The organism is Dankookia sp. P2, from assembly GCF_050632255.1.
Taxonomy (GTDB): Bacteria; Pseudomonadota; Alphaproteobacteria; order Acetobacterales; family Acetobacteraceae; genus Paracraurococcus.
The window spans coordinates 1,152,378-1,165,882 of the sequence record NZ_CP192581.1; the positions used below are offsets into that span (position 1 = coordinate 1,152,378).

Below are 13,505 nucleotides of genomic sequence, written 5' to 3' on the forward strand. Positions count from 1 at the left end.
ATGACAGGACCTGCTCTTGTCCACCACGGTGGCACCAGGCGAGTTAGCTGCTGATCGCCGTCCTGGCGTCGTTGCTGGCAGTGGCAGAAACCGGCGCGAAAAGCGCGCAGACCGAGGCGATCACCTGGAACGTTGAGGCCACGCATCTCCGGACCTTCTTCCAGGCCCGCACCCGCCAGTAGACCACGGAGCGCACCACGGCCGAAAAGGCGGAATTGGACCGCTTGGCGGTAACAGCTGCGGCGGTGCAGGCGGCTATCGCGGCGCAGAAGGCCTGACGGGACACTGCGGCGCGCTGGAAAGGCGATCCGTCCACCAGTGAGGGTCGCCGGAAGCTGACCGAGCGCGCCAAAGCGGCAGCGGCGAAGCGCGACCGGAACATGGCCACCTATCACCACTGCGGATATGGCGCGGCGGCATTCCAGGTGGCGACCGTACTGGCTTCGGCGGTCATCATCACCCCGGTGCCCATCTTGGCGGGTGTGGTGATGGGCTTTGGCATGGCCGGGGCGGTGCCGACGGGCATCGGCTTCTTCGCGCCCGAGCTGTGTACTTCTGACCCGGGTCAGCGCGGCAGGTCGAAATGCCGCGCCCAGGCCGCTGACAAACGCGGGCGGGTAGCAACCGCGCGGGCCAGCGACTGGATGCGCGGGCAGTGGTCGGGCATCCAGGCCTCGTTCCCCATCCAGCGGGAGAGCACCGCGAGGGTGAGGTCGGCGAGCGACAGTCGCTCCCCCAGCACGAAAGGTGCGGGCTGCGCGCCTTCAGCGATCAGCTGCCGAATTTCCCGCGCCATATCGACCGCGCGGGCCCGGATTGAGGCCGGATCCGATCCAAAACGATCCGGGTAATCGCTGCGGGTGACGCAGGGGTAGAGCTCGCTCGCGGCCAGCATCATCCAGCGCAGCGCCCTGGCGCGGGCTGGATCGGCAGCCGGTGGTAGGAGGCCCACCTCAGGGTGCCGCGCCTCCAGGGTCAGCAGGATGGCGGTGCTTTCGGTCACCACGGTGCCGTCCGGCAGGATCAGGGTCGGCAGCCGCCCCATCGGGTTGATGCGACGGTACTCCGCCGCCAGTTGCGCGTCCCCGTCGATGGACACCGGGCGCAGCTTCGGCCTCGGCGCCGATCTCGGCCAGCGCCAGTTCGACCATCGCGGAGCCGGAGCGACGGTCCCCATAGAGGATGTATCTCATGCGCCGAGCCTGGAACGGCGGTAGCGCCGTGGGCAAACGCAAAGCGGTGATGGGCCGATAAGCGCCGCTGATAGGATCAGACGATCGCGTCGCGCAACCAACTGGTCAGCCGCAGGATGGTCCGGATCAAACCGTTGATGACGGCGGCGGCGCATACCAGGGCGATGATGCCACCAACTATCAACGCCAGGCTGTACCAGGGGTCCGGCAAGCCATTGACGGCTTCGGCCAGCCGGCCGAATAGCGCCACAGGCTCGATCTCGCGGCAAAGGGTTCATGGCCGCGGCAGGACCCCCAAGCTGTTCGATGACGACGCCGATCGCCGCCTGAAGCCAGCCCTGCTGCAAGGCGGTACCGAGGAGAAGGGCAGTAACCAGCAGCCGGAGGAAAGCATGCATGGCCGGCAGTCTGCACCGCCGAGGTAAATGGAAAGTTTTCAGGCCTGCGGCGCGGGTGCAGCACCGGCTGGTGGCGCCGCCGGGCGGCCATAGAGCTGCATGGCCCGGCGCTCGAAGGAGCGGACCATCAGCCGCACGGCCTCGTTGAACACGGTGCCGATGACGGCCTGAAGCAGACGCGACCTGAATTCAAAATCAACGAAGAAATCGACCTCGGTGCCCTGCGGATGGGCATGGAAACGCCAGTGGTTGTTCAGGTAGCGAAAGGGGCCGGTCAGGTAGCGCACGTGGACATGATGCGGCCTTTCCAGGGTAACGGAGCTGCGGAAGGTCTCGCGGAACATCTTGAAGCCGATCGTCAGATCGGCGATCAACTCGTCATCCTTTCGGGAGATCACCCGAGCGCCGACGCACCATGGCAGGAACTCCGGATAGCGGCGGACATCCGCCACCATGTCGAAGAAGCTGCTCCGGCGTGTAGCGGAGGATCTTCTTCTCGGCATGTGTCGGCATCAGGCGACAGCCAGCCTCGCCGCGCGGGCATCCCGCAGAGAGGCGAAGTCGCGGTCGGCGTGGTAGCTGCTGCGGGTCAAGGGCGTCGCCGAGACCAGCAGGAAGCCCTTGCCGCGGGCCATGCGGGCGTAGTCGTCGAACTCGTTGGGAGTAACGAACCGATCCACGGCGGCATGCTTCACCGTCGGCTGCAGGTACTGGCCGATGGTGAGAAAATCGACCTCGGCCGAGCGCAGGTCGTCCATCACCTGCAGAACCTCGATCCGCGTCTCCCCGAGCCCGACCATGATGCCGGACTTGGTGAAGACAGTGGGGTCGAGTTGCTTCACCCGGTCGAGCAGCCGTAGCGAGTGGTAGTAGCGGGCGCCGGGGCGGATGGTGGGATAGAGCTTCGGCACCGTCTCCAGATTGTGGTTGAAGACGTCCGGCCGGGCCGCCACGACGACCTCGAGCGCCCCATCCTTGCGGAGGAAGTCGGGGGTCAGGATTTCAATCGTGGTGTCCGGCGCAGCGGCGCGGATGGCGCGGATGGTTGCCGCGAAATGCTCCGCCCCCATCGGCCAGATCGTCCCGGTCCACGCTGGTGACGACGACATGCCGGAGGCCGAGCTTGGCCACCGCATCGCCGACCCGGCGCGGCTCATCGGCGTCGAGCGCCTTTGGCAGGCCGGTCGCCACGTTGCAGAAGCTGCAGGCGCGGGTGCAGGTCTCGCCCATGATCATCATGGTGGCGTGGCGCTGCGACCAGCATTCGCCGATGTTCGGGCAGGCGGCTTCCTCGCAGACCGTAGTCAGTTTGTTGTCCCGCATCAGGCTGCGGGTTTCGTGGTAGACCGGGCTATTCGGCGCCTTCACCCGGATCCAAGCGGGTTTCCGCTGGATCGGGTTGTCGGGCCGGTGCGCCTTCTCCGGGTGACGGGGAGCCTATCCCCCGCCGCAGGAGCGCGGTGGTCGATATCGATGCGGGTGGACATGCCAGAATAGCCCGGAACGTGTGGCCCTAGATGTGGATCACCCGGCCATAGGCATCAAGCACCGCTTCGTGCATGGCTTCCGAGATGGTCGGATGCGGGAAGACCGTCTCCATCAGCTCCGTCTCGGTGGTCTCCATGGTCTTGGCGATGGTGTAGCCCTGGATCATCTCCGTCACCTCGGGCCCGGCCATATGGGCGCCGAGCAGCTCGCCGGTCTTGGCGTCGAAGACCGTCTTGATGATCCCCTCCGGCTCGCCCATGGCGATCGCCTTGCCATTGCCGATGAAGGGGAAGCGGCCGACCTTGACCTCGTGCCCCGCCACCTTGGCCGCAGCTTCCGTGAGACCAACGCTGGCGACCTGCGGGCGGCAATAGGTGCAGCCGGGGATGTTCCTGGTGTCCATGGGATGGACATGCATCCCGGCGATGGCCTCGACGCAGAGCACGCCCTCATGGCTCGCCTTGTGGGCCAGCCAGGGCGGGCCGGTCAGGTCGCCGATGGCATAGACCCCAGGCTCGCCGGTGCGGCATAGCTCGTCCACCAGCACATGGGTGCGGTCGACCTTCACCCCGGTACCTTCGAGGCCGATATCCTCGACGTTGCCGACAATGCCGACAGCCGAGATGACACGGTCGGCGGTGACTTCCTGTACCTTGCCATTCGCCTCGACGACCGCAGTGACCTCATCGGCACCCTTGCGCAGGCCCTGGATCTTGGCGCCGGTCAGGATCTTCATGCCCTGCTTGACGAAGGCCTTCTGGACGAAGCTGCCGATCTCGGCATCCTCGACCGGCAGAATGCGATCCAGCACCTCGATCAGCGTCACCTCGGCGCCGAGGTTCAGGTAGAAGCTGGCGAATTCGGCGCCGATGGCGCCCGAGCCGATGACGATCAGTCGCTTGGGCATGGCGTCCGGTACCATCGCCTCGCGGTAGGTCCAGATCAGCTTGCCGTCCGGCTCGATGCCCGGCAGGACGCGGGCGCGGGCGCCGGTGGCCAGGATAATATGCTTGGCGGCGAGGTCGGCAACCGGCTTGCCGTCCTTGGTGACGGACAGCTTGCCCTTGCCGGCCAGCTTGCCCTGGCCGTCGAAGACGGTGACCTTGTTCTTCCGCAGCAGGTGCTTCACGCCGCCCGAGAGCTGGTTGGCCACGGCGCGGCTGCGCTTGACGATCTTGCCGATGTCGAAGCGGATGTTGTCGGCACTGAAGCCATAGGCATCCAGCGTGTGCAGCAGGTGGTTGATCTCGCTCGAGCGCAGCAGCGCCTTGGTCGGGATGCAGCCCCAGTTGAGGCAGATGCCGCCGAGATGCTCGCGCTCCACCACGGCGGTCTTCATGCCGAGCTGGGCGGCGCGGATGGCAGCGACATAGCCGCCGGGGCCGCCGCCGAGGACGATGAGGTCGAAGGTTTGCTCGGCCATGTTACGTCTCCTGCCCGGCGAGAGCGGCAAGCGCCGCGCCGCTGAGGCGTTGCAGGGTCCAGCCCTCCCGCGGGAGGGCGCCGATGGAGCGGTAGAAGGCGATGGAGGGAGCGTTCCAGTCCAGCACGGACCACTCCATCCGGCTGCAGCCCTGCGCCAGGGCGCGGCGGGCGAGATCGGCGAAGACCGCCCGGCCGATCCCCCGGCCGCGCGCATCCGGGTTCACGAAGACATCCTCGACATAGAGCTTCGGCCGGCCGTCGAAGGTGCTGACGCTGTAATACCAGAGGGCGAAGCCGACCGGCGCACCCTCCCACTCTGCGATCAGCGCTTCGGCCCGGCGGGGCTCGCTGAAGAGCAGGCGGCGGAAGTTGTCCTCCGTCGCCTGCACCTCGTGCAGAAGCTTCTCGTAGTCCGCAAGCGCCCGGACGAAGTGCAGGATCAGTTCGGCATCGTCCGGCCCGGCATTCCGCAGGGTGAGATCGCGCGGCCGATTCATGCCCTCGCTGGCGCTCGGGTGATCGGACGCGGGCATCACAGCATCAGGCTCAGCGGGTCCTCGATCACGCCCTTCAGCGCCTGCATGAACTCCGCCGCCAGCGCGCCGTCGATGACGCGGTGGTCGACCGAGAGCGTGCAGGTCATCACCGTGGCGATGGCCAACTCGCCCTTGCGGACCACCGGCCGCTGCTCGCCGGCCGCCACCGCCAGGATGCCGGCCTGGGGCGGGTTGATGATGGCCGAAAAGGACTGCACCCCATACATCCCCATATTGGAGATGCTGAAGCCGCCGCCCTGGGATTCCTCGGGCTTCAGCTTGTTCGCTTTGGCGCGGGACGCCAGGTCCTTCATCTCATTGCTGATGGTCGACAGGCCCTTCTGGTCCGCCTTCCGGATGATCGGCGTGATGAGGCCGGTCGGCGTCGAGACGGCGACCGAGACGTCAACGTCGTGGAACTGCAGGATCGCGTCCTCGGTCCACATGGCATTGACGTTAGGGAAGCGCCTGAGCGTCGCCGCCACCGCCTTGATGACCAAGTCGTTGACCGAGAGCTTGAAGGCGCCCGGCCCGTCCTTGGCGGATTTCGCGTTGAGGTCGGCGCGCAGCTTCAGCAACGCGTCGATCTCGAAATCCATCGTCACGTAGAAATGCGGGATGGTCTGCTTCGATTCCGCCAACCGCCGCGCGATCACCTTGCGGATCGTGCTGTTCGGCACGGGGGTGTGCGGTGCGGTGACCACCGGGGCGGGCGCCGCCGGCTTCGGGGCCGGCGCCGCGGCGGCCGGCGCGGGTGCGGCCGCCTGCGGTGCCGCGGCCGGCTGCGCCGTAGGGCCCTTGGCCAGCGCCGCTTCGATATCCGCCTTGACGATCCGCCCGGCCGGGCCGCTGCCCTTCACCCCGGTGAGGTCGAGCCCTCGATTGCTGGCGCCATGCGGCGCGCCAGCGGGGAGGCGAAGACGCGGTCGCCCGCATCATGCCCATTGGCCTTCGGCGACAGCAGCTGCGGGTTTGGCGAGGCATTGCCGCCGGCGGCTGGCATCGCCACCGGCTGCTCCGCCGCCCCGGCCACCTTGCCGCCCGAGGCCTGCACGCCCTCGAGCGCCGCGGCCTGGCTCGGCGACTGCGCCGGCTCGGGCGCCTTGGCCACCGGCGGGGCGCCGCTGCTTGGCACCGCCTCGCCGGCCTCGACCAGCACGGCGATCGGGTCGTTGACCTTCACGCCCTGGGTGCCGTCGCCAACCAGGATCTTGCCGAGCACGCCCTCGTCGACGGCTTCCACTTCCATGGTCGCCTTGTCGGTCTCGATCTCGGCGATGATGTCGCCGGCCTTGACCTGGTCTCCTTCCTTCTTCAGCCAGCGCGCCAGCGTGCCCTCCGTCATGGTGGGCGACAGGGCGGGCATCAGGATGTTGGTGGCCATTCTTCCCGCCCCTCTTACTTGTAGGTCACGCGCTTGACGGCATCGACGATCTCGGCGGTCGTCGGTAGCGCCAGCTTCTCGAGGTTTGCCGCATAGGGCATCGGCACGTCCTTGCCGCAGACCCGGACCGGCGGCGCGTCCAGCCAGTCGAAGGCCGCCTCGATGACCTGCATCGCCACCTCGGTGCCGATATTGGCATAGGGCCAGCCTTCCTCGACCGTCACCAGCCGGTTGGTCCGCTTGACCGAGGCGGCGATGGTCTCGGCATCCAGCGGCCTGATCGAGCGCAGGTTGATCACCTCCGCCTCGATCCCCTGCTTCGCCAGTTCGTCGGCCGCCGCCAGCGCCCAGGTCACGGCGATGGAATAGGCGACGATCGTCACGTCCTTGCCCGGCCGCTCGATCTTAGCCTTGCCGATCGGGACGATGAAATCTTCGGCGGTCGGGCATTCGAAGGTGTGGCCGTAGAGGATCTCGTTCTCCAGCACGATGACCGGGTTCGGATCGCGGATCGCCGCCCGCAGCAAGCCCTTCGCATCGGCCGAGGACCAGGGCGCCACCACCTTCAGCCCGGGCACGGGCGTACCACGACGCGTGCAGCACTGCGAGTGCTGCGCCGCGACGCGTGCCGCCGCGCCATTGGCGCCGCGGAAGACGATGGGGCAGCCGAGCTGGCCGCCCGACATGTACAGCGTCTTGGCGGCGCTGTTGATGATGTGGTCGATCGCCTGCATCGAGAAGTTGAAGGTCATGTACTCGACGATCGGCTTCAAGCCGGTCATCGCCGCACCCACTGCCATGCCAGTGAAGCCGTGCTCGGTGATCGGGGTGTCGATGACCCGCTTCGGGCCGAACTCGTCCAGCAGGCCCTGGCTGATCTTGTAGGCGCCCTGGTATTGGGCGACCTCCTCACCCATCAAGAAGACCTTGTCGTCGGCCCGCATCTCCACCGCCATGGCGTCGCGCAGCGCCTCGCGCACCGTCATCGGCTTGGTCGGGCCCCAGTCCTTCTCGGGCGCCGCCGCGGCCTCGCCCATCTTGGCCGCGCCTTCATGGCGATCCGTCCCGCGCTGGGCGACCGCGGCGTGATCCTCGGCCTGCTTCGCCACATCGCCCACCGCGGGGCTGGCCGCCGCCGGCGGGGCCGGTTGCTGCGGCATGGCCGTGTCGGCGCCCGGCGCCGCGCCCTTCGAGGTCGCGCCACCGCCGCCATCAAGCTCGGCGATCGGCGAGTTGACCGAGACGCCCTCAGTGCCCTCGGGCACAAGGATCTTGGTCAGCGTCCCCTCATCCACGGCTTCCACTTCCATGGTCGCCTTGTCGGTCTCGATCTCGGCGATCACGTCGCCGGACTTCACCGCATCGCCTTCCTGCTTGAGCCACTTGGCCAGCTTGCCCTCGGTCATCGTGGGCGACAACGCCGGCATCAGGATCTGCACGCCCATCTCAGCGGCCCTCCTCGATGAGGATATCGGTCCAGAGCTCTTTCTCGTCCGGCTCCGGGCTGGCCTGCGCGAAATCAGCGGCTTCCTGGACGATCGCCTTCACCTCGTCATCGATCTTCTTAAGGTCGGCCTCGGTCACTCCCTGCTCCAGCAGCATCTTGCGCGCGGTCTCGATCGGGTCGGACTGCTCGCGCATCTTCTGCACTTCCTCCCGCGTGCGGTACTTCGCCGGGTCGGACATGGAGTGGCCGCGGTAGCGGTAGGTCTTCATCTCCAGCAGGTAGGGGCCATTGCCGGCGCGACAGTGTGCCACGGCGCGCTCGCCAGCCTCCTTCACCGCTGTGACGTCCATGCCGTTAACCTGCTCGCCCGGGATGCCCCAGGGCGAGGCGTTCTTCGACAGGTCGCGGGAGGCGCTGGCGCGCTCCACGCTGGTGCCCATGCCGTACTTGTTGTTCTCGATGATGAAGATCACCGGCAGCTTCATCAGCGCCGCCAGATTGAAGCTCTCGAAGCACTGGCCCTGGTTCGACGCGCCCTCGCCGAAATAGGTCAGGCTGACGTTCTTCGACTCACGATACCAATTTGCGAAGGCCAGGCCGGTGCCGATCGAAACCTGCGCGCCGACGATACCATGGCCGCCGTAGAAGCCCTTCTCGCGGCTGAACATGTGCATCGACCCGCCCTTGCCACGCGAATAGCCGCCTTCGCGCCCGGTCAGCTCGGCCATGACGCCGCGCGCCTCCATCCCGGTGGCGAGCATGTGGCCGTGGTCCCGGTAGGAGGTGATGACCTGGTCACCCGGCTCAAGGCAGGCCTGCATGCCCACGACGACGGCTTCCTGGCCGATGTACAGATGGCAGAAACCGCCGATCAGTCCCATTCCATAGAGTTGGCCGGCCTTTTCCTCAAAGCGGCGGATCTGGAGCATGTCGCGGTAGGCCTGGAGGAGCTGGTCCCGCGTCATCGGGGCCTCCTTGGCCGCCCTCGTGCGACGCTTGGCGCCCGCGGTTTCCGCTGCCTGGGCCATTCTGACGGCTCCCCTCTCGTCTCCGGTCAGCGTGATCTACGCAACCCCGTGCTCCGGGACAAGCGAGGGCGAAGTGAAAAAAGCCCGATGCTGCAACGCAATACGATGATTAACTTGATATGGGTTAACTTCAGGAGGCGCTATTCTGCCCGGAGATGGAAACCGTTGCGGCAAAGCCTATAGAGACGCAAGAACCGGGAAGGAAGCGCCTCCTGGCGCGCAGCTTTGACATCCGCTCGACAGGGCGAGGCATTCTCGCGACATCGGCAGAAGACAGGAGACTTCGATGGCCGGTTGGGCCCGCTGGCTGCTCGCACCGCTGCATGCCCTGGCACTTGCCAGTCGCGCGAAATCCTTCGAGGCCAATCCGCTGCTCGGCAGCCCGGCACTGAACCGGCGCGGCCTACACCTGACCCGCAGATGCCTGGCGCAGCGCCTGGGCACCCGGCGCCGCGCGGCACTGGCGGGTGAGTTGGGCGCCGAGGAGCGGGCAACCTTCGACCGCGACGGCTTCCTGGTCATCCCGGACTTCCTGCCGGCGGCCGACTTCGCCGCCTTGCGGGCCGAGATCCTCGGCAAGCGGGCTGCGGCGCGGGAATCCACCGATGGCTCCACCGTGACGCGGCTGATCCCGTTGGATGCGGCCGCGCTGCGCGACTTGCCGGCCACCCGCACAACGGTGCTCGGACCGCGGTACCGGGGTTGCACGCCTATGTCGGCAGCTTCCGCCAGGCGCCGCATGTCTTCGTCCAAAGCGTCTTCAGCGGCGTGCGGGACGCCCCGCCCGACGTGCAGAGCCACTGGCACAGCGACACCTTCTTTCCCACCGTGAAGTCCTGGCTCTTCCTCGACGATGTCACGGCGGGCGAGGCCGGCTTCACCTATGTTCCGGGCTCGCATCACCCGACGCGACGACACTTGGCCTGGGAAAGGCGCATGTCGATCACCGCGGCGCGGTCGCCGGACGCCATGACGCGAGAGGGATCCCTGCGGGTGGAGGAGGCGGTCCTGGCGCGACTCGGTTACCCAACGCCGCGCAAGCTGGCCGTCGCGGCCAACACCCTGGTTATCGCCGATACCAGCGGGCTGCATCGGCGCGGCCTGGCGGAGGGGGCGGCCTGCCGCATCGCAATCTGGGCCTATGGTCGGGGCAGCCCGTTCCAGCCCTGGCCAGGCAGCCTGCTGCCGTCACTGCCGGGCCGCGGCCGTGCGGTTCGGGCCTTCTGGGCAGCGCAGGACCTACTGGGGCACCTGACCCGCCGCAACGGCGGCTGGCGCTGGGTTGACGAACGTAGCCCGGCAATGCCGCCCTCAGCCCAAATCGGGACATGGTTGGATCAGGCAGCGGAAGGCGAAAGCCTTGTCCGGGCTACTGGAAAAGCCGCTTGCCGGGCTCGTAGGGGATGACGATCTCGTCCTTACCGACCAGGTTCAGTAGGGTCCGCGCCCGCTCATCAAGCTGATCGCGGTCGATCCGATCGCCGCGCAGGCCGGCGACCCGGCGTTCCAGAGCCGCCCGATCAGCCTCCGCCTTGGTCAGGGCCATCCGGGCCTGGGCGATGTCCACCAGCTTCTGCTCGCGAGCCACCAGGCCGAAATCGCCCTGTTGCGAATCCCAGGCGAAATACCCGCAAAGCGCCGCGAAGGCGACCGGAAGCACCGCGTCCCGCATCCGGCGCTTCAGCGCACGGCCAAACGACATGAACCCACAACCTCAAGCTGTCCGGCGGCAGAGAATCAGCGCCGGAGCGTTTTGGCAAGCGGGATCGTATGCCAGGCCCCGATCGTGAAGCGCACCCAGGTCACTGCGTCGCGGGGAAGCAGGTATTCAGCGACGCAGAATGCCCCGGCCGGCATAGCGGGCGGCGCTGCCGAGCTGCTGCTCGATCCGGATCAGCTGGTTGTACTTGGCCAGCCGGTCCGAGCGGGAGAGCGAGCCGGTCTTGATCTGCCCGCAGTTGGTTGCGACGGCGAGGTCGGCGATGGTCGCATCCTCGGTCTCGCCCGAGCGGTGGCTCATCACCGCCTTGTAGCCGGCGCGGTGCGCCATCTCGACCGCCTCCAGCGTCTCGGTCAGCGTGCCGATCTGGTTGACCTTGACCAGGATCGCATTACCGGTGCCTGTCTCGATCCCCTGGCGCAGGCGCTCCGGGTTGGTGACGAAGAGGTCGTCGCCGACCAACTGGACCTTGCCGCCCAGCTTCTCCGTCAGCAGCTTCCAGCCGGCCCAGTCATCCTCGGACATGCCGTCCTCGATGCTGATGATCGGCCACTTGGCGCAGAGCGCCGCCAGGTAGTCGACCATCCCTGCGGAATCGAGGCTCTTGCCCTCGCCTTCCATCTTGTAGACGCCGTCGTGGTAGAACTCGGTCGAGGCGCAATCGAGGGCGAACATAATGTCCTCGCCCACCCGGTGGCCGGCGGCCTCGCAGGCGCGGGCGATGAAGGACAGGGCCTCGTCCGCCGAGCCGATATTGGGGGCGAAGCCACCCTCGTCGCCCACATTGGTGTTGTGGTGGGCGTCGTGAAGCTGCTTCTTCAGTGCCGCGAAGCATTCCGCGCCGATCCGCACGGCATCGGCGGCGGTGCCGGCCGAAACCGGCATGATCATGAATTCCTGGATGTCGATCGGGTTGTCCGCGTGCTGGCCGCCATTGATGATGTTCATCATCGGCACCGGCAGGGTGCGGGCGAAGACGCCTCCGACATATCGATAGAGCGGCAGGGCCAGGTCCTCGGCCGCCGCCTTGGCCACCGCCAGGCTGACCGCGAGGATCGCATTGGCGCCAAGCCGCGCCTTGTTCGGCGTGCCGTCGAGCTCGATCATCGTCTCGTCGATGCGGACCTGCTCCTCCGGGTCCATGCCGGAAAGCGCGTCGAAGATCTCGCCCTCGATGTTCGCCACCGCCTTGAGCACGCCCTTGCCGCCGTAGCGGAACTTGTCGCCGTCGCGCAGCTCGACCGCTTCATGGGCGCCGGTTGAGGCGCCGGAGGGGACGATGGCGCGGCCGACGGCGCCGGTGTCCAGCTGGACCTCGGCTTCCACGGTCGGGTTGCCGCGCGAGTCGAGAACCTCGCGGGCGATGATGTCGACGATGGCGGACATGCGCGTCTCCGGGTCGCTTTGGTGCGCCGGCCATAAGACGGTCCCGCGCCAGGGGCAAGGGGTCCGGGCGGCCGGTCACCCGCCTGGGATCGTGCCGAAGCTGGACCGCAGGCGCTCTGTGTGAGTCCACCCGAGACGATCGCAGGCTAGGCGGCGCTGCCGCCATCGCCGCCCGCATCGCCGGCGCCGGTCCCGCCGCCGTCGGACAGCGCGCCGTGCAGGCCGGGCGCCGGCCCCTGCCCGGCCCCCTCCGGCCCCGGATCCGGCTGGCTCAGGGCAAGCCCGGCCAGGGCCGCGGCGCAGGACAGGAAGGCCAGGAAGGGGGCGAAGGGCGCCAGCCCCAGCCCCGACGCCCCGGCCAGGCCGAGGAAGGCCAGCAGCCCGCCGGCGAGCAGGAAGCGCCCGGCCGCGCGGCGCATCAGCCGCGCCGGGCGGCCTCGGCCATGGCGCCAAGCCTGGCCACCGCGGCCTCTAAGGCGGCGATCTTTTGTGCCGTATCGGGCGCGCCGGCGGCGAGCGCCGCATGCGCCGCCTCCAGCGTGCCGAGCAGGTCGACCAGGGCGCTGAAGCTGCCCTGGGCGGGGTCGTCCTCGCGCTGCTCGGCGACGCCGCGGAAGATGGTGTAGCGCTCCCCGGGGCCGAGCCGGCGGTCGGCGGCAACGGCGGCAAGGAAGCGGGCCTGAACGGCGTCCAATGCTTCCCGGCGCGCCCGGATGGCGCCGCGGGTACCCTGGCCCGGCTCAGCCCCGATCACCGCCCGCAGCAGGGCGGTGACGGCGGTGAGCTGCGGAGCGGCCTCCGCCACCATGGCGGGGACGGTCGCGCCCGGGGTGGCGGCCATGCGGTCCGGCAGGTCGGACAGGGCGGCGATGCCGGCCAGGCCGGCGGCGCGCACCGGCTCGGGTGGCACGGTGCCGCTCGATCGCCGGACCGCTTGCAGGCCGTCCGCGGCGGCCTGGGCCAGCAGGGCGCCTGCGGGGCCCGAGCGCGGCTCGATCGGCTCACCGCCCGCCAGCTGGGCCAGGCCATGGGCATAGTCGCCGAGCGCGGTGAAGCCCGGCATCAGCACTTGGCCGACGGCCTCCGCCGCGCCCGAGGCGGCAGGGGCGAGGCGCGCCGCGGCGGCGGAGCGCCCGCCGGCGGCGAAGCCGATCGCGGCATCCTCGCGCTGTGCCATCCGCTCGAAGGCATCCATCCTCAGGATCAGGGCATCGGCGCTGGGATCGGCGCCCTCCAGCGCGGTGCCGAGGCGGAGGGCGAGCGGCGATGGCGGGTCCTTCTCCCCGGCCCCGGCGCAGCCGATCGCCAGCAGGGGCAGGAGAAGGACCAAGCTGCGACGCAGGAGCATGCGGAGGGTGCCTCGATGGGAGGTGGAAGTGACGCCGGCCGTGGGGCCGGCGTCAAGCTAAGCTGCCGTCATGTTCAGCGCGGGCAAGGTTGGAGAGGGAAAAGTATTCCCTCCCCAAACCCCACCCCTTCCTTTCTGGGAGTTGGCCGCCA

13 protein-coding genes and 4 pseudogenes are annotated in these 13,505 nt (G+C 68.3%); 3 read left to right on the top strand and 14 right to left on the bottom strand.

Going from position 1 to position 13,505, the window contains the following annotated elements; all coding sequences use genetic code 11:
- Positions 1-43: 43 nt before the first annotated feature.
- Entirely contained in the window at positions 44-352 is a 309-nt protein-coding gene (locus tag ACQ86J_RS06900; protein ID WP_431270540.1) for a hypothetical protein, read from the bottom strand.
- Here ACQ86J_RS06900 and ACQ86J_RS06905 point away from each other — a divergent pair.
- Positions 336-473: pseudogene (locus ACQ86J_RS06905) on the top strand (hypothetical protein); the annotation flags it as partial. The gene ACQ86J_RS06900 and the pseudogene ACQ86J_RS06905 sit on opposite strands and share 17 nt — an antisense overlap.
- A gap of 92 nt (positions 474-565) precedes the next feature.
- Here ACQ86J_RS06905 and ACQ86J_RS06910 read toward each other — a convergent pair.
- The 9 genes and pseudogenes from ACQ86J_RS06910 to pdhA form a co-directional block, all read right to left on the bottom strand.
- Positions 566-1,099: a glutathione S-transferase family protein gene (locus ACQ86J_RS06910; protein ID WP_431270541.1), complete on the bottom strand. Its 534-nt coding sequence runs from the start codon at positions 1,097-1,099 to the stop codon at positions 566-568.
- 170 nt (positions 1,100-1,269) lie between these two features.
- Positions 1,270-1,443 (bottom strand): hypothetical protein, encoded by a 174-nt coding sequence (locus tag ACQ86J_RS06915; protein WP_431270542.1) that lies wholly within the window; start codon positions 1,441-1,443, stop codon positions 1,270-1,272.
- A gap of 186 nt (positions 1,444-1,629) precedes the next feature.
- A pseudogene (locus ACQ86J_RS06920) lies at positions 1,630-2,104 on the bottom strand (type II toxin-antitoxin system RatA family toxin).
- Positions 2,104-3,078: pseudogene (gene lipA / locus ACQ86J_RS06925) on the bottom strand (lipoyl synthase). The pseudogenes ACQ86J_RS06920 and lipA overlap by 1 nt, the downstream one beginning before the upstream one ends.
- 26 nt (positions 3,079-3,104) lie before the next feature.
- Positions 3,105-4,502: a dihydrolipoyl dehydrogenase gene (gene lpdA / locus ACQ86J_RS06930; RefSeq protein WP_431270543.1), complete on the bottom strand. Its 1,398-nt coding sequence runs from the start codon at positions 4,500-4,502 to the stop codon at positions 3,105-3,107.
- A 1-nt stretch (position 4,503) separates the two neighbouring features.
- The gene (locus tag ACQ86J_RS06935) at positions 4,504-5,001 is read right to left on the bottom strand and encodes a GNAT family N-acetyltransferase (protein WP_431270544.1); all 498 of its coding nucleotides are present in this window, start codon (positions 4,999-5,001) and stop codon (positions 4,504-4,506) included.
- 35 nt (positions 5,002-5,036) lie between these two features.
- Positions 5,037-6,424: pseudogene (locus ACQ86J_RS06940) on the bottom strand (pyruvate dehydrogenase complex dihydrolipoamide acetyltransferase).
- Between the two features lie 14 nt (positions 6,425-6,438).
- Positions 6,439-7,869, bottom strand: a complete 1,431-nt coding sequence (locus ACQ86J_RS06945) for a pyruvate dehydrogenase complex E1 component subunit beta (protein ID WP_431270545.1) — start codon at positions 7,867-7,869, stop codon at positions 6,439-6,441.
- Position 7,870: 1 nt separating this feature from the next.
- A complete protein-coding gene (pdhA, locus tag ACQ86J_RS06950) occupies positions 7,871-8,836 on the bottom strand; it encodes a pyruvate dehydrogenase (acetyl-transferring) E1 component subunit alpha (RefSeq protein WP_431272322.1) in 966 nt (321 codons plus the stop codon).
- Between the two features lie 349 nt (positions 8,837-9,185).
- Here pdhA and ACQ86J_RS06955 point away from each other — a divergent pair, with 349 nt between their 5' ends.
- Both ACQ86J_RS06955 and ACQ86J_RS06960 read left to right on the top strand, forming a co-directional pair.
- Positions 9,186-9,731, top strand: coding sequence for a hypothetical protein (locus tag ACQ86J_RS06955; RefSeq protein ID WP_431270546.1), 546 nt, complete (start codon positions 9,186-9,188; stop codon positions 9,729-9,731).
- Positions 9,668-10,306, top strand: coding sequence for a hypothetical protein (locus tag ACQ86J_RS06960; RefSeq protein WP_431270547.1), 639 nt, complete (start codon positions 9,668-9,670; stop codon positions 10,304-10,306). Before ACQ86J_RS06955 ends, ACQ86J_RS06960 begins: the two co-directional genes overlap by 64 nt.
- On the opposite strand, the gene ACQ86J_RS06965 is transcribed toward ACQ86J_RS06960, so the two are convergent.
- The 4 genes from ACQ86J_RS06965 to ACQ86J_RS06980 all read right to left on the bottom strand — a co-directional run bounded on the left by ACQ86J_RS06965 (position 10,269) and on the right by ACQ86J_RS06980 (position 13,353).
- Complete coding sequence (locus ACQ86J_RS06965) at positions 10,269-10,571, bottom strand: FtsB family cell division protein (protein ID WP_431270548.1); 303 nt, start codon at positions 10,569-10,571, stop codon at positions 10,269-10,271. The genes ACQ86J_RS06960 and ACQ86J_RS06965 overlap by 38 nt on opposite strands.
- 156 nt (positions 10,572-10,727) lie before the next feature.
- Positions 10,728-12,005 carry a phosphopyruvate hydratase gene (gene eno / locus ACQ86J_RS06970; RefSeq protein ID WP_431270549.1) on the bottom strand — a complete coding sequence of 426 codons (1,278 nt, stop codon included), beginning with the start codon at positions 12,003-12,005 and terminating at the stop codon, positions 10,728-10,730.
- Between the two features lie 146 nt (positions 12,006-12,151).
- The gene (locus ACQ86J_RS06975; protein WP_431270550.1) at positions 12,152-12,424 is read right to left on the bottom strand and encodes a hypothetical protein; all 273 of its coding nucleotides are present in this window, start codon (positions 12,422-12,424) and stop codon (positions 12,152-12,154) included.
- Positions 12,424-13,353, bottom strand: coding sequence for a hypothetical protein (locus ACQ86J_RS06980; protein WP_431270551.1), 930 nt, complete (start codon positions 13,351-13,353; stop codon positions 12,424-12,426). Before ACQ86J_RS06980 ends, ACQ86J_RS06975 begins: the two co-directional genes overlap by 1 nt.
- Between the last annotated feature and the right edge of the window lie 152 nt (positions 13,354-13,505).

Bases quoted from the DNA above. Each gene is read 5' to 3' on its own strand.
- lpdA (WP_431270543.1), bottom strand. From the start codon at position 4,502: ATGGCCGAGCAAACCTTCGACCTCATCGTCCTCGGCGGCGGCCCCGGC.
- ACQ86J_RS06935 (WP_431270544.1), bottom strand. From the start codon at position 5,001: ATGAATCGGCCGCGCGATCTCACCCTGCGGAATGCCGGGCCGGACGAT.
- ACQ86J_RS06945 (WP_431270545.1), bottom strand. From the start codon at position 7,869: ATGGGCGTGCAGATCCTGATGCCGGCGTTGTCGCCCACGATGACCGAG.
- pdhA (WP_431272322.1), bottom strand. From the start codon at position 8,836: ATGACGCGGGACCAGCTCCTCCAGGCCTACCGCGACATGCTCCAGATC.
- ACQ86J_RS06955 (WP_431270546.1), top strand. From the start codon at position 9,186: ATGGCCGGTTGGGCCCGCTGGCTGCTCGCACCGCTGCATGCCCTGGCA.
- ACQ86J_RS06965 (WP_431270548.1), bottom strand. From the start codon at position 10,571: ATGCGGGACGCGGTGCTTCCGGTCGCCTTCGCGGCGCTTTGCGGGTAT.
- eno (WP_431270549.1), bottom strand. From the start codon at position 12,005: ATGTCCGCCATCGTCGACATCATCGCCCGCGAGGTTCTCGACTCGCGC.
- ACQ86J_RS06975 (WP_431270550.1), bottom strand. From the start codon at position 12,424: ATGCGCCGCGCGGCCGGGCGCTTCCTGCTCGCCGGCGGGCTGCTGGCC.
- ACQ86J_RS06980 (WP_431270551.1), bottom strand. From the start codon at position 13,353: ATGCTCCTGCGTCGCAGCTTGGTCCTTCTCCTGCCCCTGCTGGCGATC.